Genomic DNA, 18,720 nt, shown 5'->3' on the forward strand with positions numbered 1-18,720 from the left:
GAAAATATGACTCATTCTTTCCTTGAACGCCTGCGTAGTCCAGATAGCCCAGTCCTCGTCTTCGACGGGGCGATGGGAACTAACCTGCAAACCCAAAACCTGACTGCTGAAGACTTCGGCGGCCCACAGTATGAAGGTTGTAACGAATACTTAGTCCACACCAAACCCGAAGCAGTCGCTAAGGTTCACCGTGACTTTCTTGCTGCTGGTGCAGATGTGATTGAAACCGATACCTTTGGTAGTACGTCCTTGGTGCTGGCAGAATATGACTTGGCAGACCAAGCGTATTACCTCAGCAAGACAGCCGCAGAATTGGCGAAGCGTGTGGCTGCGGAATTTTCTACGCCAGAAAAACCCCGGTTTGTGGCAGGTTCCATCGGCCCGACAACAAAACTCCCTACCTTGGGACATATTGACTTTGACACCATGAAAGCTACTTTTGCCGAACAAGCAGAGGCGCTGTGGGATGGTGGTGTTGATTTATTTCTGGTGGAAACTTGCCAAGATGTGCTGCAAATTAAGGCGGCGCTGAATGGAATTGAAGAAGTGTTTGCCAAAAAAGGCGATCGCCGCCCGTTGATGGTTTCTGTGACAATGGAAAGCATGGGCACAATGTTGGTAGGTTCAGAAATCAGTGCTGTGCTGACAATTCTGGAACCTTACCCAATTGATATTCTTGGTCTAAACTGCGCCACAGGCCCAGACTTGATGAAACCACACATCAAGTATTTGTCAGAACATTCACCTTTCATCGTTTCCTGTATACCCAACGCGGGTTTACCCGAAAACGTCGGCGGTCAAGCGCACTACCGCCTGACACCGTTAGAATTACGGATGTCGCTAATGCATTTTGTTGAAGATTTGGGTGTCCAAGTGATCGGGGGTTGCTGTGGGACGCGTCCAGAACACATTCAACAATTGGCCGAACTTGCTAAAGACCTGAAGCCAAAAGTTAGACAGCCAAGTTTAGAACCAGCAGCAGCATCAATTTACACCACTCAACCCTACGACCAAGATAATTCCTTCTTGATTGTTGGTGAACGTCTCAACGCCAGTGGTTCCAAGAAATGCCGCGATTTGCTAAATGCCGAAGATTGGGATGGACTCGTTTCAATGGCGAGGGCGCAAGTCAAAGAAGGCGCACACATTCTCGATGTCAACGTCGATTATGTGGGACGCGACGGCGTGCGCGATATGCACGAATTAGTTTCGCGCATTGTTAATAATGTGACACTGCCCTTAATGCTCGATTCCACCGAATGGGAAAAGATGGAGGCGGGTTTAAAGGTTGCCGGTGGTAAGTGTTTGCTGAACTCCACCAACTACGAAGATGGGGAACCGCGCTTTTTAAAGGTGCTGGAGTTAGCGAAAAAATACGGTGCTGGTATAGTCATTGGTACTATCGATGAAGATGGGATGGCGCGGACAGCAGACAAAAAGTTTGCGATCGCACAACGCGCATACCGTCAAGCTGTAGAATTTGGCATACCACCCACAGAAATATTCTTTGATACCCTAGCGTTACCAATTTCCACCGGGATTGAAGAAGACCGAGAAAACGGTAAAGCCACAATTGAGTCTATCCGGCGAATTCGTGAAGGATTGCCTGGATGTCATGTAATTTTGGGTGTTTCCAATATTTCCTTTGGTTTGAATCCAGCGTCGCGGATGGTGCTGAACTCAGTGTTTTTGCACGAAGCGACGACGGCGGGAATGGATGCAGCCATTGTCAGCGCTAACAAAATTTTACCGCTCTCGAAAATTGATGCACGCCATCAAGAAATTTGTCGCCAGTTGATTTATGATGAGCGAAAATTTGAGGGTAACGTCTGCGTTTATGATCCCTTGGGAGAGCTTACCACAGCGTTTGCTGGGGTGACAACAAAACGCGATCGCTCCTTAGATGAAAGTCTCCCCATCCCCGAACGCCTCACACGCCACATCATCGACGGCGAACGCATTGGCTTAGAAGAACATCTGAAAAAAGCCTTAGAAGAACATCCCCCCTTAGAAATTATCAACACCTTCCTGTTAGATGGCATGAAAGTTGTCGGGGAATTGTTCGGTTCTGGACAAATGCAGTTACCCTTCGTTTTGCAATCTGCCGAAACCATGAAAGCGGCGGTGGCATTTCTAGAACCCTTCATGGAAAAATCAGAATCAGGCAACAATGCCAAGGGAACCTTTCTCATTGCCACAGTCAAAGGCGATGTCCACGACATTGGTAAAAATTTGGTGGATATCATCTTGTCCAATAACGGCTACAAGGTGATTAACCTGGGAATTAAACAACCAGTGGAAAACATCATCAACGCTTACGAACAGAACAAACCTGATTGTATAGCCATGAGTGGTTTGCTGGTAAAATCCACCGCCTTCATGAAAGAAAACTTGGAGGTATTTAACGAAAAGGGAATTAGTGTCCCCGTAATTTTAGGTGGTGCGGCGCTGACTCCCAAATTTGTGTATGAAGATTGCCAAAATACCTATAAAGGTAAAGTCGTTTATGGCAAAGATGCCTTTTCTGACTTACACTTCATGGATAAATTAATGCCAGCAAAAGCTACTGGTAACTGGGAAGATTTGCAAGGATTTTTAAATGAAGTCGAAACTACTGAAGTTTCGACAAATGGCCACAAAGAACCAAAAGCTAAGACTGCTGAAGAAACATCTGCTGAACCAAAAGTAGTAGATACGAGACGTTCTGATGCTGTGGCTGTAGATATTGAACGTCCCACACCGCCTTTTTGGGGAACGAAGTTGTTGCAGCCTAGTGATATTCCCATTGAGGAAATATTCTGGCACTTAGATTTACAAGCTTTGGTTGCTGGACAGTGGCAATTCCGTAAACCGAAGGAACAATCTAAGGAAGAATATCAGGCTTTCTTAGCTGAGAAAGTCTACCCAATTTTAGAAACTTGGAAACAGCGAATTATTGAAGAGAATCTGTTGCATCCCCAGGTGATTTATGGGTATTTCCCTTGTCAATCTCAGGGGAATTCTCTACATATATATGACTCAGAGAACCAATCACAGCAGGTTACAACTTTTGAGTTTCCTAGACAAAAGTCTTTAAGGCGGCTATGCATAGCAGATTTCTTTGCACCAAAGGAATCGGGAATTATTGATGTCTTCCCCATGCAGGCGGTGACTGTAGGGGAAATTGCCACAGAGTTCGCTCAAAAGCTGTTTGCGGCTAATCAATACACCGATTATCTGTATTTCCACGGTATGGCGGTGCAGGTTGCGGAAGCTGTAGCTGAATGGACACACGCCAGAATTCGCCGAGAGTTAGGTTTTGCTGCTGAAGAACCCGACAATATCCGGGACATCTTGGCACAACGCTATCGTGGCTCACGGTATAGTTTTGGTTATCCAGCTTGCCCGAATATCCAAGACCAATACAAGCAACTGGAATTATTGCAGACTGACAGAATTAAATTGTATATGGATGAAAGTGAACAACTTTATCCAGAACAGTCTACCACTGCAATTATTACTTACCACCCAGTAGCAAAATACTTTAGCGCTTAATCCATATCGCCTCCCCCTCTCCTTAATAAGGAGAGCAGGGTGGTTTCATACAAAGAAAGAAAAAACCTTTTGGACTTGATTGGCTAAAGCACTTGAGCTTGAGGGATAGTGCGAAAACCGAGAAATGTGGCAAGAGTCATGATTGGAGTACAGATATTACTGCGTAATTCACAATACAGCGAATAAAATAGCAAGAGCAGATTTCCTGTCCTGGAGATTCCTCCCGATGAAAGTAATCCAAGCTCTTGCTCGTTATTTTCCAGATAAATGCGGTGGTATTCAAGTAAACCTCAACGATTTACTGCCAGAATTGCGATCGCTCTTAGCGTTGGCGGAGCGATCGCATGATATTGACATCTTGATAGCAGCCGCCAAATTAGGTTCCCCACATGGTGATACTTACAAGTACAACGATGTAGAAGTTTATCGATATCCTGTATTCCCTGTACCTAGAACACAACCGAATCACGGTCAATTTCCTCATGGAAAATTTGAAGATTTTGCTAATTGGCTATCTCACCAAAAAGCAGACATCTACCATCAGCACCATTGGGAAGTATCTTGTGGATTGCCTCATCTACGTTTGGCAAAAGAATTAGGCTTGTCAACAGTTGTAACAATCCATTATCCTCTACCCTTATGCCAGCGAACTACTTTGATGTTCAATGGACAACAGGCTTGTGATGGCAAAATAGATGTGGTGCGTTGTTCCCAATGTGCTGATAGTTTGAGCAAAAAGCTACCTGCTGCAATGGTCAAAGGTTTTAGCTATCTGCCCGAAGCTATTTTAGGGAGAGTTCCATTGCCTGTAAGTGCCTATCTTCCTGCCTCAGTAGACGAGGGCAACTTAGGACAATTTGTGCGTCCTTTTGTGATCCCTGGTTATGTTACTGCCCGCAAAAAAAGTCTGCTAGAAATGGCAAAATATGCTGACCGCATTGTAGCAGTGTGTGATTGGCTTTATGAAGCTCTACTGATTAACGGCATTCCTGAAAAAAAACTCGTTCTCTCTCGACACGGAATTTCTGACGCTACACAAGAAAAATCAACACTGGTATTACAGCAATCTGGCACTTTAAAAGTAGTTTTTTTAGGACGCTGGGATATATATAAAGGTATTGATATCTTAGTCCAAGCAGTTAAAGATTTACCTGCGGTGATTCCCATTGAATTGATAATTCATGGCATAGCGCAAGATGAACGATATCGCCAAAAAATTTTTAACCTAATTGACAATGACCCCCGAATTCGCATAGAGAAACAACTAACTAGAGTTGAACTTCCCCAGGCTCTAGCCAATTACGACATCCTAGCTGTACCTTCCCAATGGTTAGAAACTGGGCCGATAGTAGTCTTAGAAGCCCATGAAGCCGGCCTCCCTGTAATTGGTTCCAATTTGGGGGGTATTGCCGAACTTGTAAAACATGGCATTGATGGTTGGTTAGTAACTGCTAATGATACTAAAGCTTGGACTCAAGCTCTTGAGCGATTAGCAACAGATACTAATTTACTTAATAAATTGCGCCAAGGTATTAAACCTGTTCGCACAGTAAATATGCAGGCAGCAGATTTAGCAACCATATATAAAAACCTACAACGGTAGTTTCAAAAATTAAATACTAGTCCTATAGTCTGTGCAAGCAACAGTGTAATTCAGCTATTGACTATTAAACCTAATTACTACGTATTTGCTTGAAATTATGAATATTTATTCTACCGCCTCCCTAATACAGGGAGGTTTTAAGTTTTTTCATATTATTTTGCCCCTAACTGATATTTTTACCTTAACACGTGGGTATTATAGCCTTAGTATGCTGACAACATCTTCATAAAGCTAGCTTTGAATGAAATGGATTTCTACAAAGTTAATTTTAAGTCATACTATTTTTCTATGAAAGTGAGCTTAATTAGCTTGGAAATGTAGGTTTTGTTTCTGTGATATCAGCCTTCTATATAAAAATAAATTTTTATCTCTTTAGTGGACATAAATTAAATAATTTCGAGAAGATCAGTATTTTTCGGTATTAACCAAAAAATGAACCTATGATATAAAGTGAATAAATCGTATTGGTTAATTTACTACTACAGGTTAATTTACTACTACATTTTTAAAAATGTTTAAACAAGGTTAACTTTTACATAAATCAAAAGTCTCACTTTTAGCTAAAACCTAAATAATAGGCTGAATACCTATAAATTCAAATATCCTCACATCCGTAAACAAACACTTAGCAGGGAAGCTTCTATGTCTGTAAAACGCAAGTTATTGAAGGCACTAATATTTTATTTAAAAAACCTTAGTAATCAGTTTTTATCTACAATAAAAAAGAAAATAATTTGGTGTCTAAGAACTATTTTTACAACTAATAGAAGGCGTGGTGCGGGAAATGCTGGTTTTGTTTTACCAACGGTAGCAATGGTATCTTTAGTTGTTGTACTGTTAACAACAGCAATTTTATTTCGCTCTTTTGAACGCTCTAAAAATGCTAGTAATGTTCGAGTAAATGAGGCTGCACTCAACGCTGCTACCCCAGCCATCGATCGAGCTAGAGCTAAAATAAATAAGCTGTTTCAAGACGGACGACTACCACGAGCCACACCAACAGATGATGCGTTGTATTCTACTTTGAGCGGCAATATCAATGAATATACATTTGGTGATGAAACTCAACTTCAACTAGCTCTAAATACCGATCAAAAAGCAAAAAGAACTGAAACTACTGAAAAGGATAAGACACTAAATACTGCATGGCTATACCCTCTAGATACTGACAACAATGGGAAATTTGATAGCTACACACTTTATGGCATTTACTTTAGAAATCCTCCCATAAACGCTGGTGTATATAAATATGCCAGAAATCCATTAGAAGCAAGAACTTTACCAATGACTGCTGGTAATGTCAGTGGAGATTGTGGAGATACGCTAGGCACAAGCGCTACCTTAGTAGGTAATACTGGCTGGTTTAAAGTAGGCAATAAGTTGAAAAAAGCCTTTTTTGTCTATACAGCAACCGTTCCTATTACTACTACGCCATCTAATACTAAATACGAACTTTACAAAGGTAATAAAAGCTTTTCTGCTTTAGAGTATCAACAAGAACGTATCCAACTTCCTGTAGTTAATAATGCTGTTCTTTATGAAGATGATATAGGACTTAGCCCAGGCCCCGCCTTCAGATTAAATGGACGAATTTTTACCAATAGTAATTTTCTCACTGGTTCGCCAGCAAATAGTGTCAAGCTATTTCAAGTTAGCAGTAAGGAATCCTGTTTCTACGATAACGATAATGCCAAAATAGTAATTGGTGGAAACTTGGGCGCTGGTGGCTTCACAGATACAAGTGACTTAGGCAATGTCACTAAAGTGCATTTATTTAGAAAAGGAGAAGCCACAGATCCTGTTGAAGTCGATTTTGCAAAATCAACTACTCCAGCATCAAACGAAGCGAATTTCATGGCTTATAACAGCCTTGCCTATACTCAGCGTATCACTCGGCTAGTTAACGCCCAAATAGCTACCACAAATCCCGATCCCGCAGAAGTTACCAAAGGTATTCAACAACAAAAAGATAAGCTTGCTTTAGCAAGTTACACCACAGCAGAAAACGACGCATTACGCAAACAACAGCTACAGCTTTACTTTCAAAAACGCACCCGGCGCGTACCTTACAGAGAAGTTGCTGCTGGAAGCACTGAAGCAGTTGCATTAGGTACATACGCCACAACTACTCCGCTTCAAGGCAGTGGCGATACTCTACGCCCTGTAGATGCTTGGATGTATCCTACCGATCCCACGGATGGGAAAACGGGTACTGGTTACGCTAATTTAACACTAAATATCACCAGTGGTAAACTGATACCTGGTGCAACGGAACCCACAAAACTAGAAAAAGACTATGGCGAAAAAGAACAATCCTTGGGTGATAGGGTTGTAATTGGTAACAATCTGCCTCAAATCTGGTGGGACAGTAATCAAAGCCAATTCGTCGGCCCAAATTTCCAAGATACCCAAAATATTAGTGGTGTTAACTGGGATCTACCAACGACACCTGCTACACCTCGCACTCGCCGCTCTCGCGTACAAATATTAGCTGATTTAGGCTCTACAGACCGAGATAAAGATTGGGAACTAGCAGCAGCTCAAGTTCCGAGTACCATACAAGACCCTTTTGGTGGTTTACGAGTGGTAACTGGTGCTGGGATTTATTTGCCTGATAGTTACACAGCCGCAAGTACTACTTTCACTTCAGCTACCAAAGAAATTTGGTCTGATCTGATGCCAGTGCCCCAAGCTCCAGCACCCACGCAAAAGACTATTAAGCCATATTGGATGTATGATTACTCTGCTGTAGGCGCAAGTAATTACTCTTCAATACAGTATAAATGGCCCGAAATTGCCGATCCAACTAAGACACCATCTCTGCGGATGCGAGCTACAGCTGTTTATCACTACAAAGCTACTAGTTACGACCAGCAAAGTCCACAGCCTATAGCTTGTGTAAGCAGCTTTTACGTCCCTACTAATAGCACTACTGCTAAAAATCAAACAGGGCTTCCAGCTTGGGCTTCAAATGCTAATAGTTCAGCTACAGGTGGTTTATCCAACAATGGCATAGTTTACGGGCCTCCAACGAAGGCAGTCAGTGATTATCAGGCCATACTGACTTATCAATCTCAATTAAAATATCCAAAAGGAGATATAAAAGGAGATCCAAAACGTCCAATAACTGATACAACTAATGCAGATTATTTAGCTGGACGTTCTATAGATGATGGACTGCTAGCAAAAGCTTTAGCAAAAACAGCAGCAAATCGTACTCTTTCGGAACAATCTACAATTCATGCTGCAATTTGCGCTCTACAAATTTTAGACGGCAGTATTTCTCCAGTAACCACTACACCTCCTATTCCTCACGGCGCAATTCAAGAAATTGCCTTTTTAGATCCAAGACAGGTTAAGGCAAATCAAACAAGCACTACAAGTACTGATTACGATCTTGCAACAAAAGACAGACAACCTTTAGAAATTCGCGCCACAGTATTAGATATCAACTCGCTTCGCACTACTACGTATGGTGCAGCAACTCCAGCACAAGAATACTTACTGCCAAATAGTGGCATTATCTATGCTACTCGCAATGATGCACTGCCAGATTTGAGTTCAACCAAGACAGATCCAGAGGCGCAAAAACTTGAAAGCCCAGTAGATTATACGCTTGACCCAACGCGCCGACCTAATGCCATTATGCTCATCAACGGCTCACAAATCGGTCGCGGTACAAGTAATAATTATCGAGACGTAGAGAAAGGGTTGATTTTAGCTACCAATTTGCCTGTTTACGTTAAGGGGAACTTTAATCTTCACACCCAAGAAGAGTTCACAACAGCATTGTCAGATGATTGGAGCAATTTCTATACTCGCGCCAAAGCACAGCGCAATCCGAATTTCGCTTGTCGTCCAAATGATACAAGGCTACCAAACTGTACAACTGGTGATCTATGGCGGCCTGCATCTGTGTTGGCAGATTCTGTTACTTTACTTTCTAATAACTTTAGATTGGGCTATCGCGATGACGGAGATTATGACTGGAGTAATAGCTATAATGGTCCCTTCCCAATACCATCTGGTTTCTCACAATACAATAGCTTTGTCCCCATAGCTAAATGGCGTGACACCGCTACAAAAATACCCAAAGACTTTGACTCAACTACAACAGGGGTTCAAGGTAGTTCTTACCTTAACAACTTTGTAACGCCAATTGCGCTACAAATACCGCCGGGGAGTTATGTGACCGAAATTTGCACTGCAACTGACCCAGCAGCTTGTAGTGATCCTTTAAATTGGATTATTACAACATCGTGTGGAAATGGAGGTGGAAATAATTCATGGGACGGTAACATTATTGGTAAAAATGGAGACCCTGACAATAACCGATTAAAAACAGGATACATTTTTAGCAATTCAAGCGATCTGACATGCTTTCCTGCAAATGCTCCTCGAAGAATTGCTTTTGTACGTGATCCCATTACTCATCAATTAGTTACTCCTCTTAGAGTCTTAGGGGTTGATTCCCCTGGTAAGAATGTACAAGAATTTACTCTAGGGTCAGGAACATCAACTACAGGGACAACACTATTACCACCATCACCCGATGTGTTTATGCCCTGGCTGAAGCCAGTTATAACTGCTGGTGCTGTTAGTGGATTTGAACCAGTCCTACAAATTAATCAACCCTTTGCTACTCCTCAAGACCCAGACAACACTAATAATATTGTCTCTGGAACCCACAATAATTGGTTGCAAACAGCTACTGAAACTACCTTTAATTTAATTGCTGTGGCTGGAGATACCCCAGCACGTCCTACAGAAGACAATGGTGGTCTACACAACTTTGTGCGCTTCATGGAAAACTGGAACCCAACAGGAGGAACAAGCGATGCCATTAAAGCTAGGATTAGTGGCTCTTTTGTCCAGACTAAACGAAGTGCCTATGCCACAGCACCATTCAACACATCTATATCAACTCAATCTGATAATTTTAAGTATAAGATTCAAGGCAACAACAGCAGAACTCCTTTCTATCTGGCTCCTACACGGCAATGGGGTTATGATGTAGCGCTGCTATCTCAGTCGCCTGACTTATTAGCCCAAAAATTGGCAACTATACCAGACGATTTGCCAGATGAGTACTTCCGGGAAGTTGGTCGAGATGACGCATGGGTGCAAAGTTTGTTGTGTGCGAAAAAACCCGATACTAGCACTCCTCCTGTATATAGTGCTGCAATCGATTCCGATCAACGTCCTAGTAACTGCCCATCTTAAAACTTCATACTACTCTCCTAAACTGTAACTTCAACTTTAGGGGAGTAAGATTTTTCAATTACGTTTCGGAATGCAAATTGGTATCAGAAGCTGGTGATAAGTTAATGATTAAGCACAAACTACAGCAACAAATCATCCCTGCTGATGAGTCTGGTTTTACGATTATTGAGTCTTTGGTAGCAATAGTTATAGTTGCTATTTTAATGGCAGCGATCGCACCTGCGATCGTCATCTCAACAGCAACCCGCGTTCAGTCTCGACGAGTGGAACTGTCAACCCAAGCGACAAAAGCATTTATTGATGCCATTAGAACTGGAGCAATAGCAGCGCCAAGTACAATCATTGCACGCGATCCTGCAAATGCAACTACAACCCGAAATGTTTCAAATTCAACTCAAGCAGCAGCCTATTTAATTAGCAGTACAGAAATGCCCGTTCCGCAAGCAAGTGATACAAATTTGTATTGCTTTAAGGTTACTGATGGCACTATTACTACTACTAGTACTACAGGTTGTAGGGATAAGCCCTTTGAGCAGTTTTACATTCAAGCTGCTCAAGTTAAAGTTACAGGTAGTTCGGTAAACGACGGTTATCGTCTAGCAATTAGGGTTTATCGAACAGATATTGACTTTAGTAAAACTATAACAGCCAATACAGGGAACTCAAATAGTGATAAGAAAACACAAAAAACTTTCACAGGCGGATTGGGCGATCGCCAAGCACCATTAATCGAAATGACAACCGATATTGGCAACAGTTACACTACATTTCAGGCTTTATGCCGACGACTGGGTACTGCAACAAATCAAGCTTGCCAGTAAAAAACTAGGCAGTTTCACATTATGCGATGCTCACTGTGCATTTATCACTAAAGAGAATTCCACAATATGGTGAGTACACTAAAATTCTTAATCAAAAGCCAGCTAAAACGCTCTAGGCTAGTTCAGCAAGTTAACGGTTTTACTATGATTGAACTGTTGATTGCCATGATTCTGGCATTCCTCATCATCACACCGTTGCTAGGATTCATGGTTAACATTATGGATACAGACCGAAAGGAGCAAGCAAAGGCAAATTCTGAGCAAGAAATTCAAGCTGCGTTAGATTATATTGCCCGTGATTTACAACAGGCAATTTATATTTATGATGCTGACGGAATTGAAGCTATCAAAAATCAATTACCTAATTCGAGCGCGACAGATAGAGTCCCTGTCGTTGTCTTTTGGAAGCGAGAATTAGTTAACCAAGCGCTTACAATTACAGGAACCGAAAAAGATGATACTTTTGTATACTCATTGGTTGCCTATTATTTAATTAAAGACGCTACTTCTAGTTCTACTTGGTCTAATGCAGCTCGGATTGCGAGATGGCAAATTAAGGATGGTGTACCAGCTAGTACTGGTGTTGATTGTACTGGCTACACTGGCAAATATATTAGTGGTAATTGTCCTAGTCCAGGTTTTACCCTATTTAAACTCGATGGAGTAGGCACTATTAATGACAAGATGAATGCTTGGGTAAAAGCCACAGAAACTTATACTGCTGATACTACAGTACTTGTTGACTTTATTGATCAAACCAAGACTGATGATACAACACCAGCACCTGCGGCAACTTGTCCTACTGATAACAACACATGGCAAAAAGTATCACCAAACACTGCTAGCTTTAATACACGTAATACTGGCAAAATGACTGGTTTCTATGCGTGTATCGATAGGGTTAACACAACAGCGCAGGTAACTTTACGAGGCAATGCACTTGCACGTTTACAAAGCAATAACCTTAATTACACAGATACCAACAAAACTTATTTTCCAAGTGCAAGTATACGCGTACAAGGGCGCGGATACTTATTTACTAAATAAGTGCTGAAAATTCAAGGATTAATTAATGGCAGCTAATTATGGGAAAGTTAAGTTTGAAGTTATTTAACCCAAACAGTAGAAATGAAACCAGTAAACAGCGATGTTTAATTCACAGACTACGCTATGCTTCTGGATATACCCAACAAGATGCTGGCTTTAGCTTGCTGGAATTAATCGTAGTGATGGTGATGATTGGAATTTTAGCAGCGATCGCAGCCCCTGGTTGGCTTGCCTTTGTGAATCGGCAGAAAGTGAATAAGGTTAACGACGCTGTTTTAGCCGCACTGCAAGAAGCACAGCGCGAAGCTAAAAACAAAAAACTTAGCTACAGTGTCAGTTTTCAGAAAAATAGCACAACCCAAAATGCAGAGGTTGCTGTTTATAATACCAATGCTGGAAGCCCTACATGGAAACCTTTAGGAGCAGATGTAGGCATCAGCTCTGATAAATTTCTGCTAGGTGCAAATCTCACCAGTCAAAACACTGCTGGTTCATCTGTCTCTTACACTTTAAGTGCGTCAACAAAAATTACCTTTGACTATATGGGGACTTTACCCAATGCAAGCTTTGGAACACCTGTAGCCCCTTCGACAGAGCCACCTGGGTTAAAAATAGTGGTAGCTGTACCAAGCTCTGCAAACTCCACATCGGCTAGTAGCGTCAAGCGATGCGTCATTGTGAAAACTCTCTTAGGCTCAATGCTCACAGCACAAGATGATAAATGCAGTTAAGTAGCTTATGCAGGAATCTTCATTTTAAATTACGTAATAATACTGTATATAAAACTGCACATTGATAGCAAAATTAAAACATCAGGTGCAGTTTTTAATGTTCGATAGATTTATTTAAGAGCCAGTAATAGACTAGCTATTGGTTCAATATATAAAATAAAAAGCGTCTTAATCAAAATATCAAAATGTGAATTTTGTCAAATGGCTGAAAATCTTGATATTACTATAGCGATCCCAACTTATAACGGTGAAAGTCGTTTACCAGAACTATTAGAACGACTACAAAACCAACTTCACACCGAAAATTTAACTTGGGAAATTATAGTTGTAGACAACAACAGCACTGATAACACAGCTAAAGTTGTTCAAACCTATCAACAGAATTGGCAATGTTCTTACCCTTTGAAGTATTGCTTTGAAGCACAACAGGGGGCAGCCTATGCCCGAAAAAAGGCAGTTGCAGAAGCTAAAGGTAGATTAATAGGTTTTCTAGATGATGACAACTATCCAGTATCAAATTGGGTATATGCAGCTTATACTTTTGGTGAAAAATACCCCAAAGCGGGAGCTTATGGCAGCCAAATTCACCCCGACTGGGAAGTAGAACCACCTGAAAACTTTCAGAGAATTGCCCCATTCTTAGCAATTACAGAGCGAGGTGATTTACCGTTATTATATGAAGCATCTAAAAAATTGCTACCTCCCTCTGCCGGACTTGTAGTGCGTAAAGAAGCGTGGTTAGAAAGCGTGCCAGATAAGGCGATTTTAACTGGGAGAGTTAAAGGCAATATGCTTACCAGTGAAGACTTAGAAATGTTGTCTTATATCCAAAAATCAGGATGGGAAATTTGGTATAACCCAGAAATGGAAATTTCCCATAGAATACCTAGTTCTCGTTTACAAAAAGACTATTTGATTCCCTTTTTTAGAGGAATTGGACTTAGCCGTTATGTAACTAGAATGGTTAATATCAAACAGATATATAAACCAATTGCTCTTTTATCTTATATGATAAATGACTTACGTAAAATTACTTTACACTTACTTAAATACCGAACTAGACTCAAACACGATTTGGTAGTTGCTTGCGAAATGGAACTTTTTTTTAGTAGCTTCGTTAGCCCTTTTTACCTTTGGAAAAATGGATATTTTAAAAAATAAATGATCAAAACATTAAATATTATGGTCAACTTATCAGTTGAAAGTTTAGATATTAGCATAGCTATCCCTGCCTATAACGGAGCAACCCGTTTACCTAAAGTTTTAGATAAGCTATTAAACCAGATAGGAGTAGAAAAACTTAATTGGGAAATTATTATTGTAGATAACAATAGTTCTGATAACACATCTGAAATAATCCAGAATTACCAAAAAATATATGATATAAATTGTCGGTTAAGATATTTTTTAGAACCCAAACAGGGAGCAGCTTTTGCAAGATTGCGGGCAGTACGTGAAGCAAGAGGTGAGCTAATAGCGTTTTTAGATGATGATAATTTACCTGATCCTGATTGGTTAGCTCAAGCATATACCTTTGGATTAGAACATCCTCAAGCAGGTGCTTGGAGCGGACAGATTCATGGGGATTTTGAAGTAAAGCTGCCAGAAAATTTTGAAAGAATTCAAGCTTTTTTAGCAATCAGAGAACATGGTTCAAATCCGCATTTATTTGATGCAGAAAATTTAAGACTACCTCCTGCGGCAGCGCTTGTTGTGAGAAAACAAGTATGGTGTGAAAATGTACCAGAACAACCGAATTTAAGCGGCAAATTACCTGGCATTTTTGTGCAGGGTGATGACTATGAACCATTGCTTTATATACATTATGCAGGCTGGGAAATTTGGTATAACCCTAACATGCATACTTATCATCAAATACCACATTGGCGGCTGGAAAGAGATTATTTACTGACTTTGGCACGTGGCTGTGGCTTGTGTATTTTTCAGCTACGTTTGATAAATGCTAAAAATTGGCAAAAACCAATAATTTTTGTGAAAACTATTTTAGGAAACTTACGTAGAGTATTACAGCACCTCATTCAGTATAGAGGGCAATTTAAAACTAATCTAATTGCTCTTTTTGAGCTTAACTTTTACTTAGCTAGTATGATGAGTCCCTTTTATTCTTTAAGATGCAAGTTAGACAAAATCTTGAAAACAAGAAGTGTACAACATGATTAAGTCAACTTTAAATAAAACATTAGTTAGTGTAATTATCCCAGCTTACAATAGTGAAAAAACTATTAAAGAAACTATTGAATCTGTTTTAAATCAAACTTTTCACAATCTAGAATTAATTGTAATAAATGATGGTTCCCAAGACTCAACCTTAGAAATTATTACAAAAATTCCAGACTCACGAATAAAAGTATTTTCCTATCCCAATGCCGGGGGAAACGTTAGTCGTAACCGAGGGCTACACCATGCTGTTGGAAAATTTGTTAGTTTCTTAGATGCGGATGATATTTGGACACCTGATAAACTTAAATCTCAATTAAAGGCTTTGCAAGAAAACGTTACCGCAAAAGTCGCTTATAGTTGGACTGATTATATTGACGAAAATGGTGAGTTTATACTTTCGGGTAAGCGTGTTAAAGCTAATGGAAATGTTTATGAAAATTTACTACTAAATAACTTTTTAGAGAATGGTTCCAATCCTTTAATTTGTAGAAAAGCTTTAATTGCATTAGGTGGCTTTGACGAATCTCTAGGTGCGGCTCAGGATTGGGATATGTGGCTGCGATTAGCCTCTAAGTTTAATTTTATATGTGTCCCATCTGTACAAATCTTATATCGCATAACTCCTAATTCAGTTTCTTGCAATCTTGTCAGACAGGAAAGATCCTGTTTGCAAGTGCTTGAGAGAGCCTATAAAGAAAGACCTTCTCTACGAGACGCTACAGGAACGACACTAAAGGATAGTTGGAATCTTTGTCTGGCAAATTTATACAAATACCTGGTCTGCAAAGCTCTACAAAAGCCATTTAACAGAAAAAAAGGTCTAGCGGCGGCTATATTTTTGTGTAAGTATTTTATTTATAACCCTTCAAGACTTCAGAACATAAATTTCACCTTAAAACTGTCACTGAAAATTGTCACAATCCTTATTCTGCCGACCTTACTAGACATTATTACTAACCAGCGTCAACTTAGAAGGCAAGAAACTGAAACATTGCTCAACGACTGGGTAGTTGAAAAGCGATCAGAAAACAAAAATGGATATCCAGGTGCATTTACCGTCTCTAGTTAATGCAAAGAAGCTTTTGAATAAGCACTCCAGTAGTGGTTTTACCCTACCAGAGATGTTAGTAGTTGTTGTATTAATTGGTATATTAGCTACCCAGGGAATATCTAACTGGTTAGCTTTTGTAGAGACTCGCCGTCTCAACACTGCTCAAAACGAAGTTCACCTTGCTATTCATCAAGCCCGAAGCCAAGCCAGTAAGGAAAAGTTGACTTGGCAAGCCAGCTTTCGTGAGCAAAACGGCATTATTCAATGGGCAGTTCATCCTGCTACAGTAAATCCATCTACTGCTAATTGGAATAACATAGATTCCAATGTACGCTTAGATTCTGAGACAACCTTGCAATTGTCAAATGGCATACGCAAAGTTCAATTTGACTACAGAGGTAATTCACAAAATTTAGGACGGATCACGCTATCCAGTAGTTCTGGTGGTAAAGTTAAGCGTTGTGTTATTATTTCAACGATTTTAGGCACAATGCGAACTGCGAAGGAGCATACTACAGCCGATGACGGCAAGTATTGCTATTAAAATATTTTTAGTTTATTCAAATAAGGTATTGCGTGCTGAACTTACCAGCAAACCCAAAACAGCACCTGATTATTTTTACTCGCTATCCAGAACCAGGTAAGACAAAAACCCGATTGATACCTGCTTTAGGAAATCTTGGTGCTGCCAATCTTCAACGGGAAATGACAGAATATACAATATTTCAGGTTCAAGAATTGCAAAAAGCCATTGCTATATCTGTGGAAGTGCGATTTGCAGGTGGCGATTTGCAACTAATGCAAGACTGGCTGGGGTTAGATTTGGTTTACCAATCTCAAGGCGAAGGCGATCTAGGTTCACGGATGGCGCGATCGCTTTTCGATGCTTTTCAATCTGGTGCAGAAAAAGTAATTATCATCGGCACAGATTGTCCTGGAGTCAATGCCGAGATTCTAGCAACAGCTTTTGAAAAGTTACACACCTTTGACCTCATACTTGGCCCTGCGATCGATGGTGGATATTACTTAATTGGTTTGCGCCAAGCTATCCCGGAGTTATTCGTTAATATCGAGTGGGGAACTGCTCAAGTATTCCAGAAAACCGTAGACATTGCCCAAAAACTTCATTTATCATACGTGAATTTGTCGCCTTTAGCTGATGTTGACCGACCCGAGGATCTGCCGATTTGGGAACAAACCCTTGTGGGTGAGATGGAAGGATGAGGGAGATAAAGGAGATATAGTAATTTTTATATGGATGCACAACCCACTAGTGGCGCACAGATATGCGCCCCTACAAAATACTTATGTTGCAAGCGATTAAGAACTGAAAACAAGAGAAATAGGGTAATTAATGAGTCTTTTACTACGTTACGGTTTATACTTATACTCTAAAACACCAAGAATTTCCTGAAGACACTGTACATAACAAATGTTACTGTGGCCTAGTTGAAAACCAAGAGGCAGATAGCCTTTAACAATATTGAATCTGCTTTGTATTTCTACACAACAGTCACGGTCATGGGCACAATATTCAAGTAACTTGAAATATGAAAATCACTCGTATTCACCGCCAGTTTGAAAAACTATGGTTAACCGTTTTACTTCCGTGAGTACTGCCCTCACCGTTAAGGTAGTTGGAATAATCTGCATTTTGTCCTTTTTTGTAGACTTTTTGATTTTATTGTTACCCTTTCAACCGACTGATCGGGTATGGCAAATCAACTTGGCAACAGCGCTAGTTGATCGGGGGATTGTTCCTCTAGTGGGGCTGGGGCTGCTGTTTGCTGCCTATTGGATTGAAAACGCTGATGCAGGAAGCGATCGCCCCCAAGGGATCGATTTAAGATTTCCCGCCGTGATTCTCTCAAGTATTTTAGGGTTGATGTTCTTGCTGATTTTTCCCCTGCACCTCAATAACGTCAATCAAGCTAAGACTCAAACACTCAATCGAATCACCCAAGAAGCAGATCAGGCAGAAGCTCAACTCAACACTCGCTTATCGCAATTGCAAGCACAACTGAATACTGAGCAAGGAAAAGCCCAATTAGATCAACTGCGAACCCAAACCAAAGCTCAGTTTAGTGAAATCCTCAAAGACGATCAAAAATATAAGCAAGCGCTTGAAAGCTCTCAAATTCCCCCAAATATCAAAGAGTTACTGAAGAAGGCTAAAACAGATCCCCAAGCGCTTGACAAAGCTATCGAACAACAAACAGATATTCAGACACTGCGAACTCAACAACTGAGCCAAGTTCGCCAGCGCAGAGAAGAAGCAGAACAACAAGCTAAAGATACTGCTTGGAAGTCTGGGCTGCGGATTGGGATTAGCAGTTTGTTGTTATCCATTGGTTACATTATCATCGGCTGGACGGGCTTAAAAGGTATGGGTGCTGTACAAGGTGGTAAACCTAGAGCTACCGCCCGTTAATCCACTATTGGCATGGCAGTAAGACTTATACAAAAATTATTCGGTTTATACTGCCATGCGCCTAATAGCTAACAACAATAAAAATACAATTATCACTG

12 protein-coding genes are annotated in these 18,720 nt (G+C 40.7%); all 12 read left to right on the plus strand.

Annotated features, from left to right (window positions below; translation table 11 throughout):
- Positions 1 to 6 precede the first annotated feature (6 nt).
- The 12 genes from metH (at position 7) to GJB62_RS00365 (ending at position 18,622) form a co-directional block, all read left to right on the plus strand.
- Positions 7 to 3,534 (plus strand): methionine synthase, encoded by a 3,528-nt coding sequence (gene metH, locus GJB62_RS00310; RefSeq protein ID WP_114080250.1) that lies wholly within the window; start codon positions 7 to 9, stop codon positions 3,532 to 3,534.
- A gap of 226 nt (positions 3,535 to 3,760) precedes the next feature.
- Positions 3,761 to 5,137: a glycosyltransferase gene (locus tag GJB62_RS00315; RefSeq protein ID WP_114080249.1), complete on the plus strand. Its 1,377-nt coding sequence runs from the start codon at positions 3,761 to 3,763 to the stop codon at positions 5,135 to 5,137.
- A 642-nt stretch (positions 5,138 to 5,779) separates the two neighbouring features.
- Entirely contained in the window at positions 5,780 to 10,360 is a 4,581-nt protein-coding gene (hpsA, locus tag GJB62_RS00320; protein ID WP_114080248.1) for a hormogonium polysaccharide biosynthesis protein HpsA, read from the plus strand.
- A 104-nt stretch (positions 10,361 to 10,464) separates the two neighbouring features.
- Positions 10,465 to 11,181, plus strand: coding sequence for a hormogonium polysaccharide secretion pseudopilin HpsB (hpsB, locus tag GJB62_RS00325; protein WP_114080247.1), 717 nt, complete (start codon positions 10,465 to 10,467; stop codon positions 11,179 to 11,181).
- Positions 11,182 to 11,250: 69 nt separating this feature from the next.
- The gene (gene hpsC, locus GJB62_RS00330; RefSeq protein ID WP_114080362.1) at positions 11,251 to 12,228 is read left to right on the plus strand and encodes a hormogonium polysaccharide secretion pseudopilin HpsC; all 978 of its coding nucleotides are present in this window, start codon (positions 11,251 to 11,253) and stop codon (positions 12,226 to 12,228) included.
- A 38-nt stretch (positions 12,229 to 12,266) separates the two neighbouring features.
- A complete protein-coding gene (locus tag GJB62_RS00335) occupies positions 12,267 to 12,959 on the plus strand; it encodes a prepilin-type N-terminal cleavage/methylation domain-containing protein (RefSeq protein WP_114080246.1) in 693 nt (230 codons plus the stop codon).
- 201 nt (positions 12,960 to 13,160) lie between these two features.
- Complete coding sequence (hpsE, locus tag GJB62_RS00340) at positions 13,161 to 14,120, plus strand: hormogonium polysaccharide biosynthesis glycosyltransferase HpsE (RefSeq protein WP_114080245.1); 960 nt, start codon at positions 13,161 to 13,163, stop codon at positions 14,118 to 14,120.
- Positions 14,121 to 15,140, plus strand: a complete 1,020-nt coding sequence (gene hpsE / locus GJB62_RS00345; RefSeq protein WP_245246054.1) for a hormogonium polysaccharide biosynthesis glycosyltransferase HpsE — start codon at positions 14,121 to 14,123, stop codon at positions 15,138 to 15,140.
- Entirely contained in the window at positions 15,133 to 16,209 is a 1,077-nt protein-coding gene (locus GJB62_RS00350; protein WP_114080244.1) for a glycosyltransferase, read from the plus strand. The genes hpsE (GJB62_RS00345) and GJB62_RS00350 overlap by 8 nt, the downstream gene beginning before the upstream one ends.
- Positions 16,175 to 16,735, plus strand: a complete 561-nt coding sequence (locus tag GJB62_RS00355) for a type II secretion system protein (RefSeq protein ID WP_114080243.1) — start codon at positions 16,175 to 16,177, stop codon at positions 16,733 to 16,735. Before GJB62_RS00350 ends, GJB62_RS00355 begins: the two co-directional genes overlap by 35 nt.
- Positions 16,736 to 16,767: 32 nt before the next feature.
- The gene (locus tag GJB62_RS00360) at positions 16,768 to 17,415 is read left to right on the plus strand and encodes a TIGR04282 family arsenosugar biosynthesis glycosyltransferase (protein WP_114080242.1); all 648 of its coding nucleotides are present in this window, start codon (positions 16,768 to 16,770) and stop codon (positions 17,413 to 17,415) included.
- A 364-nt stretch (positions 17,416 to 17,779) separates the two neighbouring features.
- Entirely contained in the window at positions 17,780 to 18,622 is an 843-nt protein-coding gene (locus GJB62_RS00365; RefSeq protein WP_114080241.1) for an HpsJ family protein, read from the plus strand.
- The last annotated feature ends 98 nt before the right edge of the window (positions 18,623 to 18,720 follow it).

This window comes from Nostoc sp. ATCC 53789, assembly GCF_009873495.1.
In the GTDB taxonomy this organism is placed as follows: domain Bacteria; phylum Cyanobacteriota; class Cyanobacteriia; order Cyanobacteriales; family Nostocaceae; genus Nostoc; species Nostoc muscorum_A.

What these genes read in the sequence shown, in the direction of transcription:
- metH (WP_114080250.1), top strand. Translation starts at nt 7, where the DNA reads ATGACTCATTCTTTCCTTGAACGCCTGCGTAGTCCAGATAGCCCAGTC.
- GJB62_RS00315 (WP_114080249.1), top strand. Translation starts at nt 3,761, where the DNA reads ATGAAAGTAATCCAAGCTCTTGCTCGTTATTTTCCAGATAAATGCGGT.
- hpsA (WP_114080248.1), top strand. Translation starts at nt 5,780, where the DNA reads ATGTCTGTAAAACGCAAGTTATTGAAGGCACTAATATTTTATTTAAAA.
- hpsB (WP_114080247.1), top strand. Translation starts at nt 10,465, where the DNA reads ATGATTAAGCACAAACTACAGCAACAAATCATCCCTGCTGATGAGTCT.
- GJB62_RS00335 (WP_114080246.1), top strand. Translation starts at nt 12,267, where the DNA reads ATGGGAAAGTTAAGTTTGAAGTTATTTAACCCAAACAGTAGAAATGAA.
- hpsE (WP_114080245.1), top strand. Translation starts at nt 13,161, where the DNA reads ATGGCTGAAAATCTTGATATTACTATAGCGATCCCAACTTATAACGGT.
- hpsE (WP_245246054.1), top strand. Translation starts at nt 14,121, where the DNA reads ATGATCAAAACATTAAATATTATGGTCAACTTATCAGTTGAAAGTTTA.
- GJB62_RS00350 (WP_114080244.1), top strand. Translation starts at nt 15,133, where the DNA reads ATGATTAAGTCAACTTTAAATAAAACATTAGTTAGTGTAATTATCCCA.
- GJB62_RS00355 (WP_114080243.1), top strand. Translation starts at nt 16,175, where the DNA reads ATGGATATCCAGGTGCATTTACCGTCTCTAGTTAATGCAAAGAAGCTT.
- GJB62_RS00365 (WP_114080241.1), top strand. Translation starts at nt 17,780, where the DNA reads ATGGTTAACCGTTTTACTTCCGTGAGTACTGCCCTCACCGTTAAGGTA.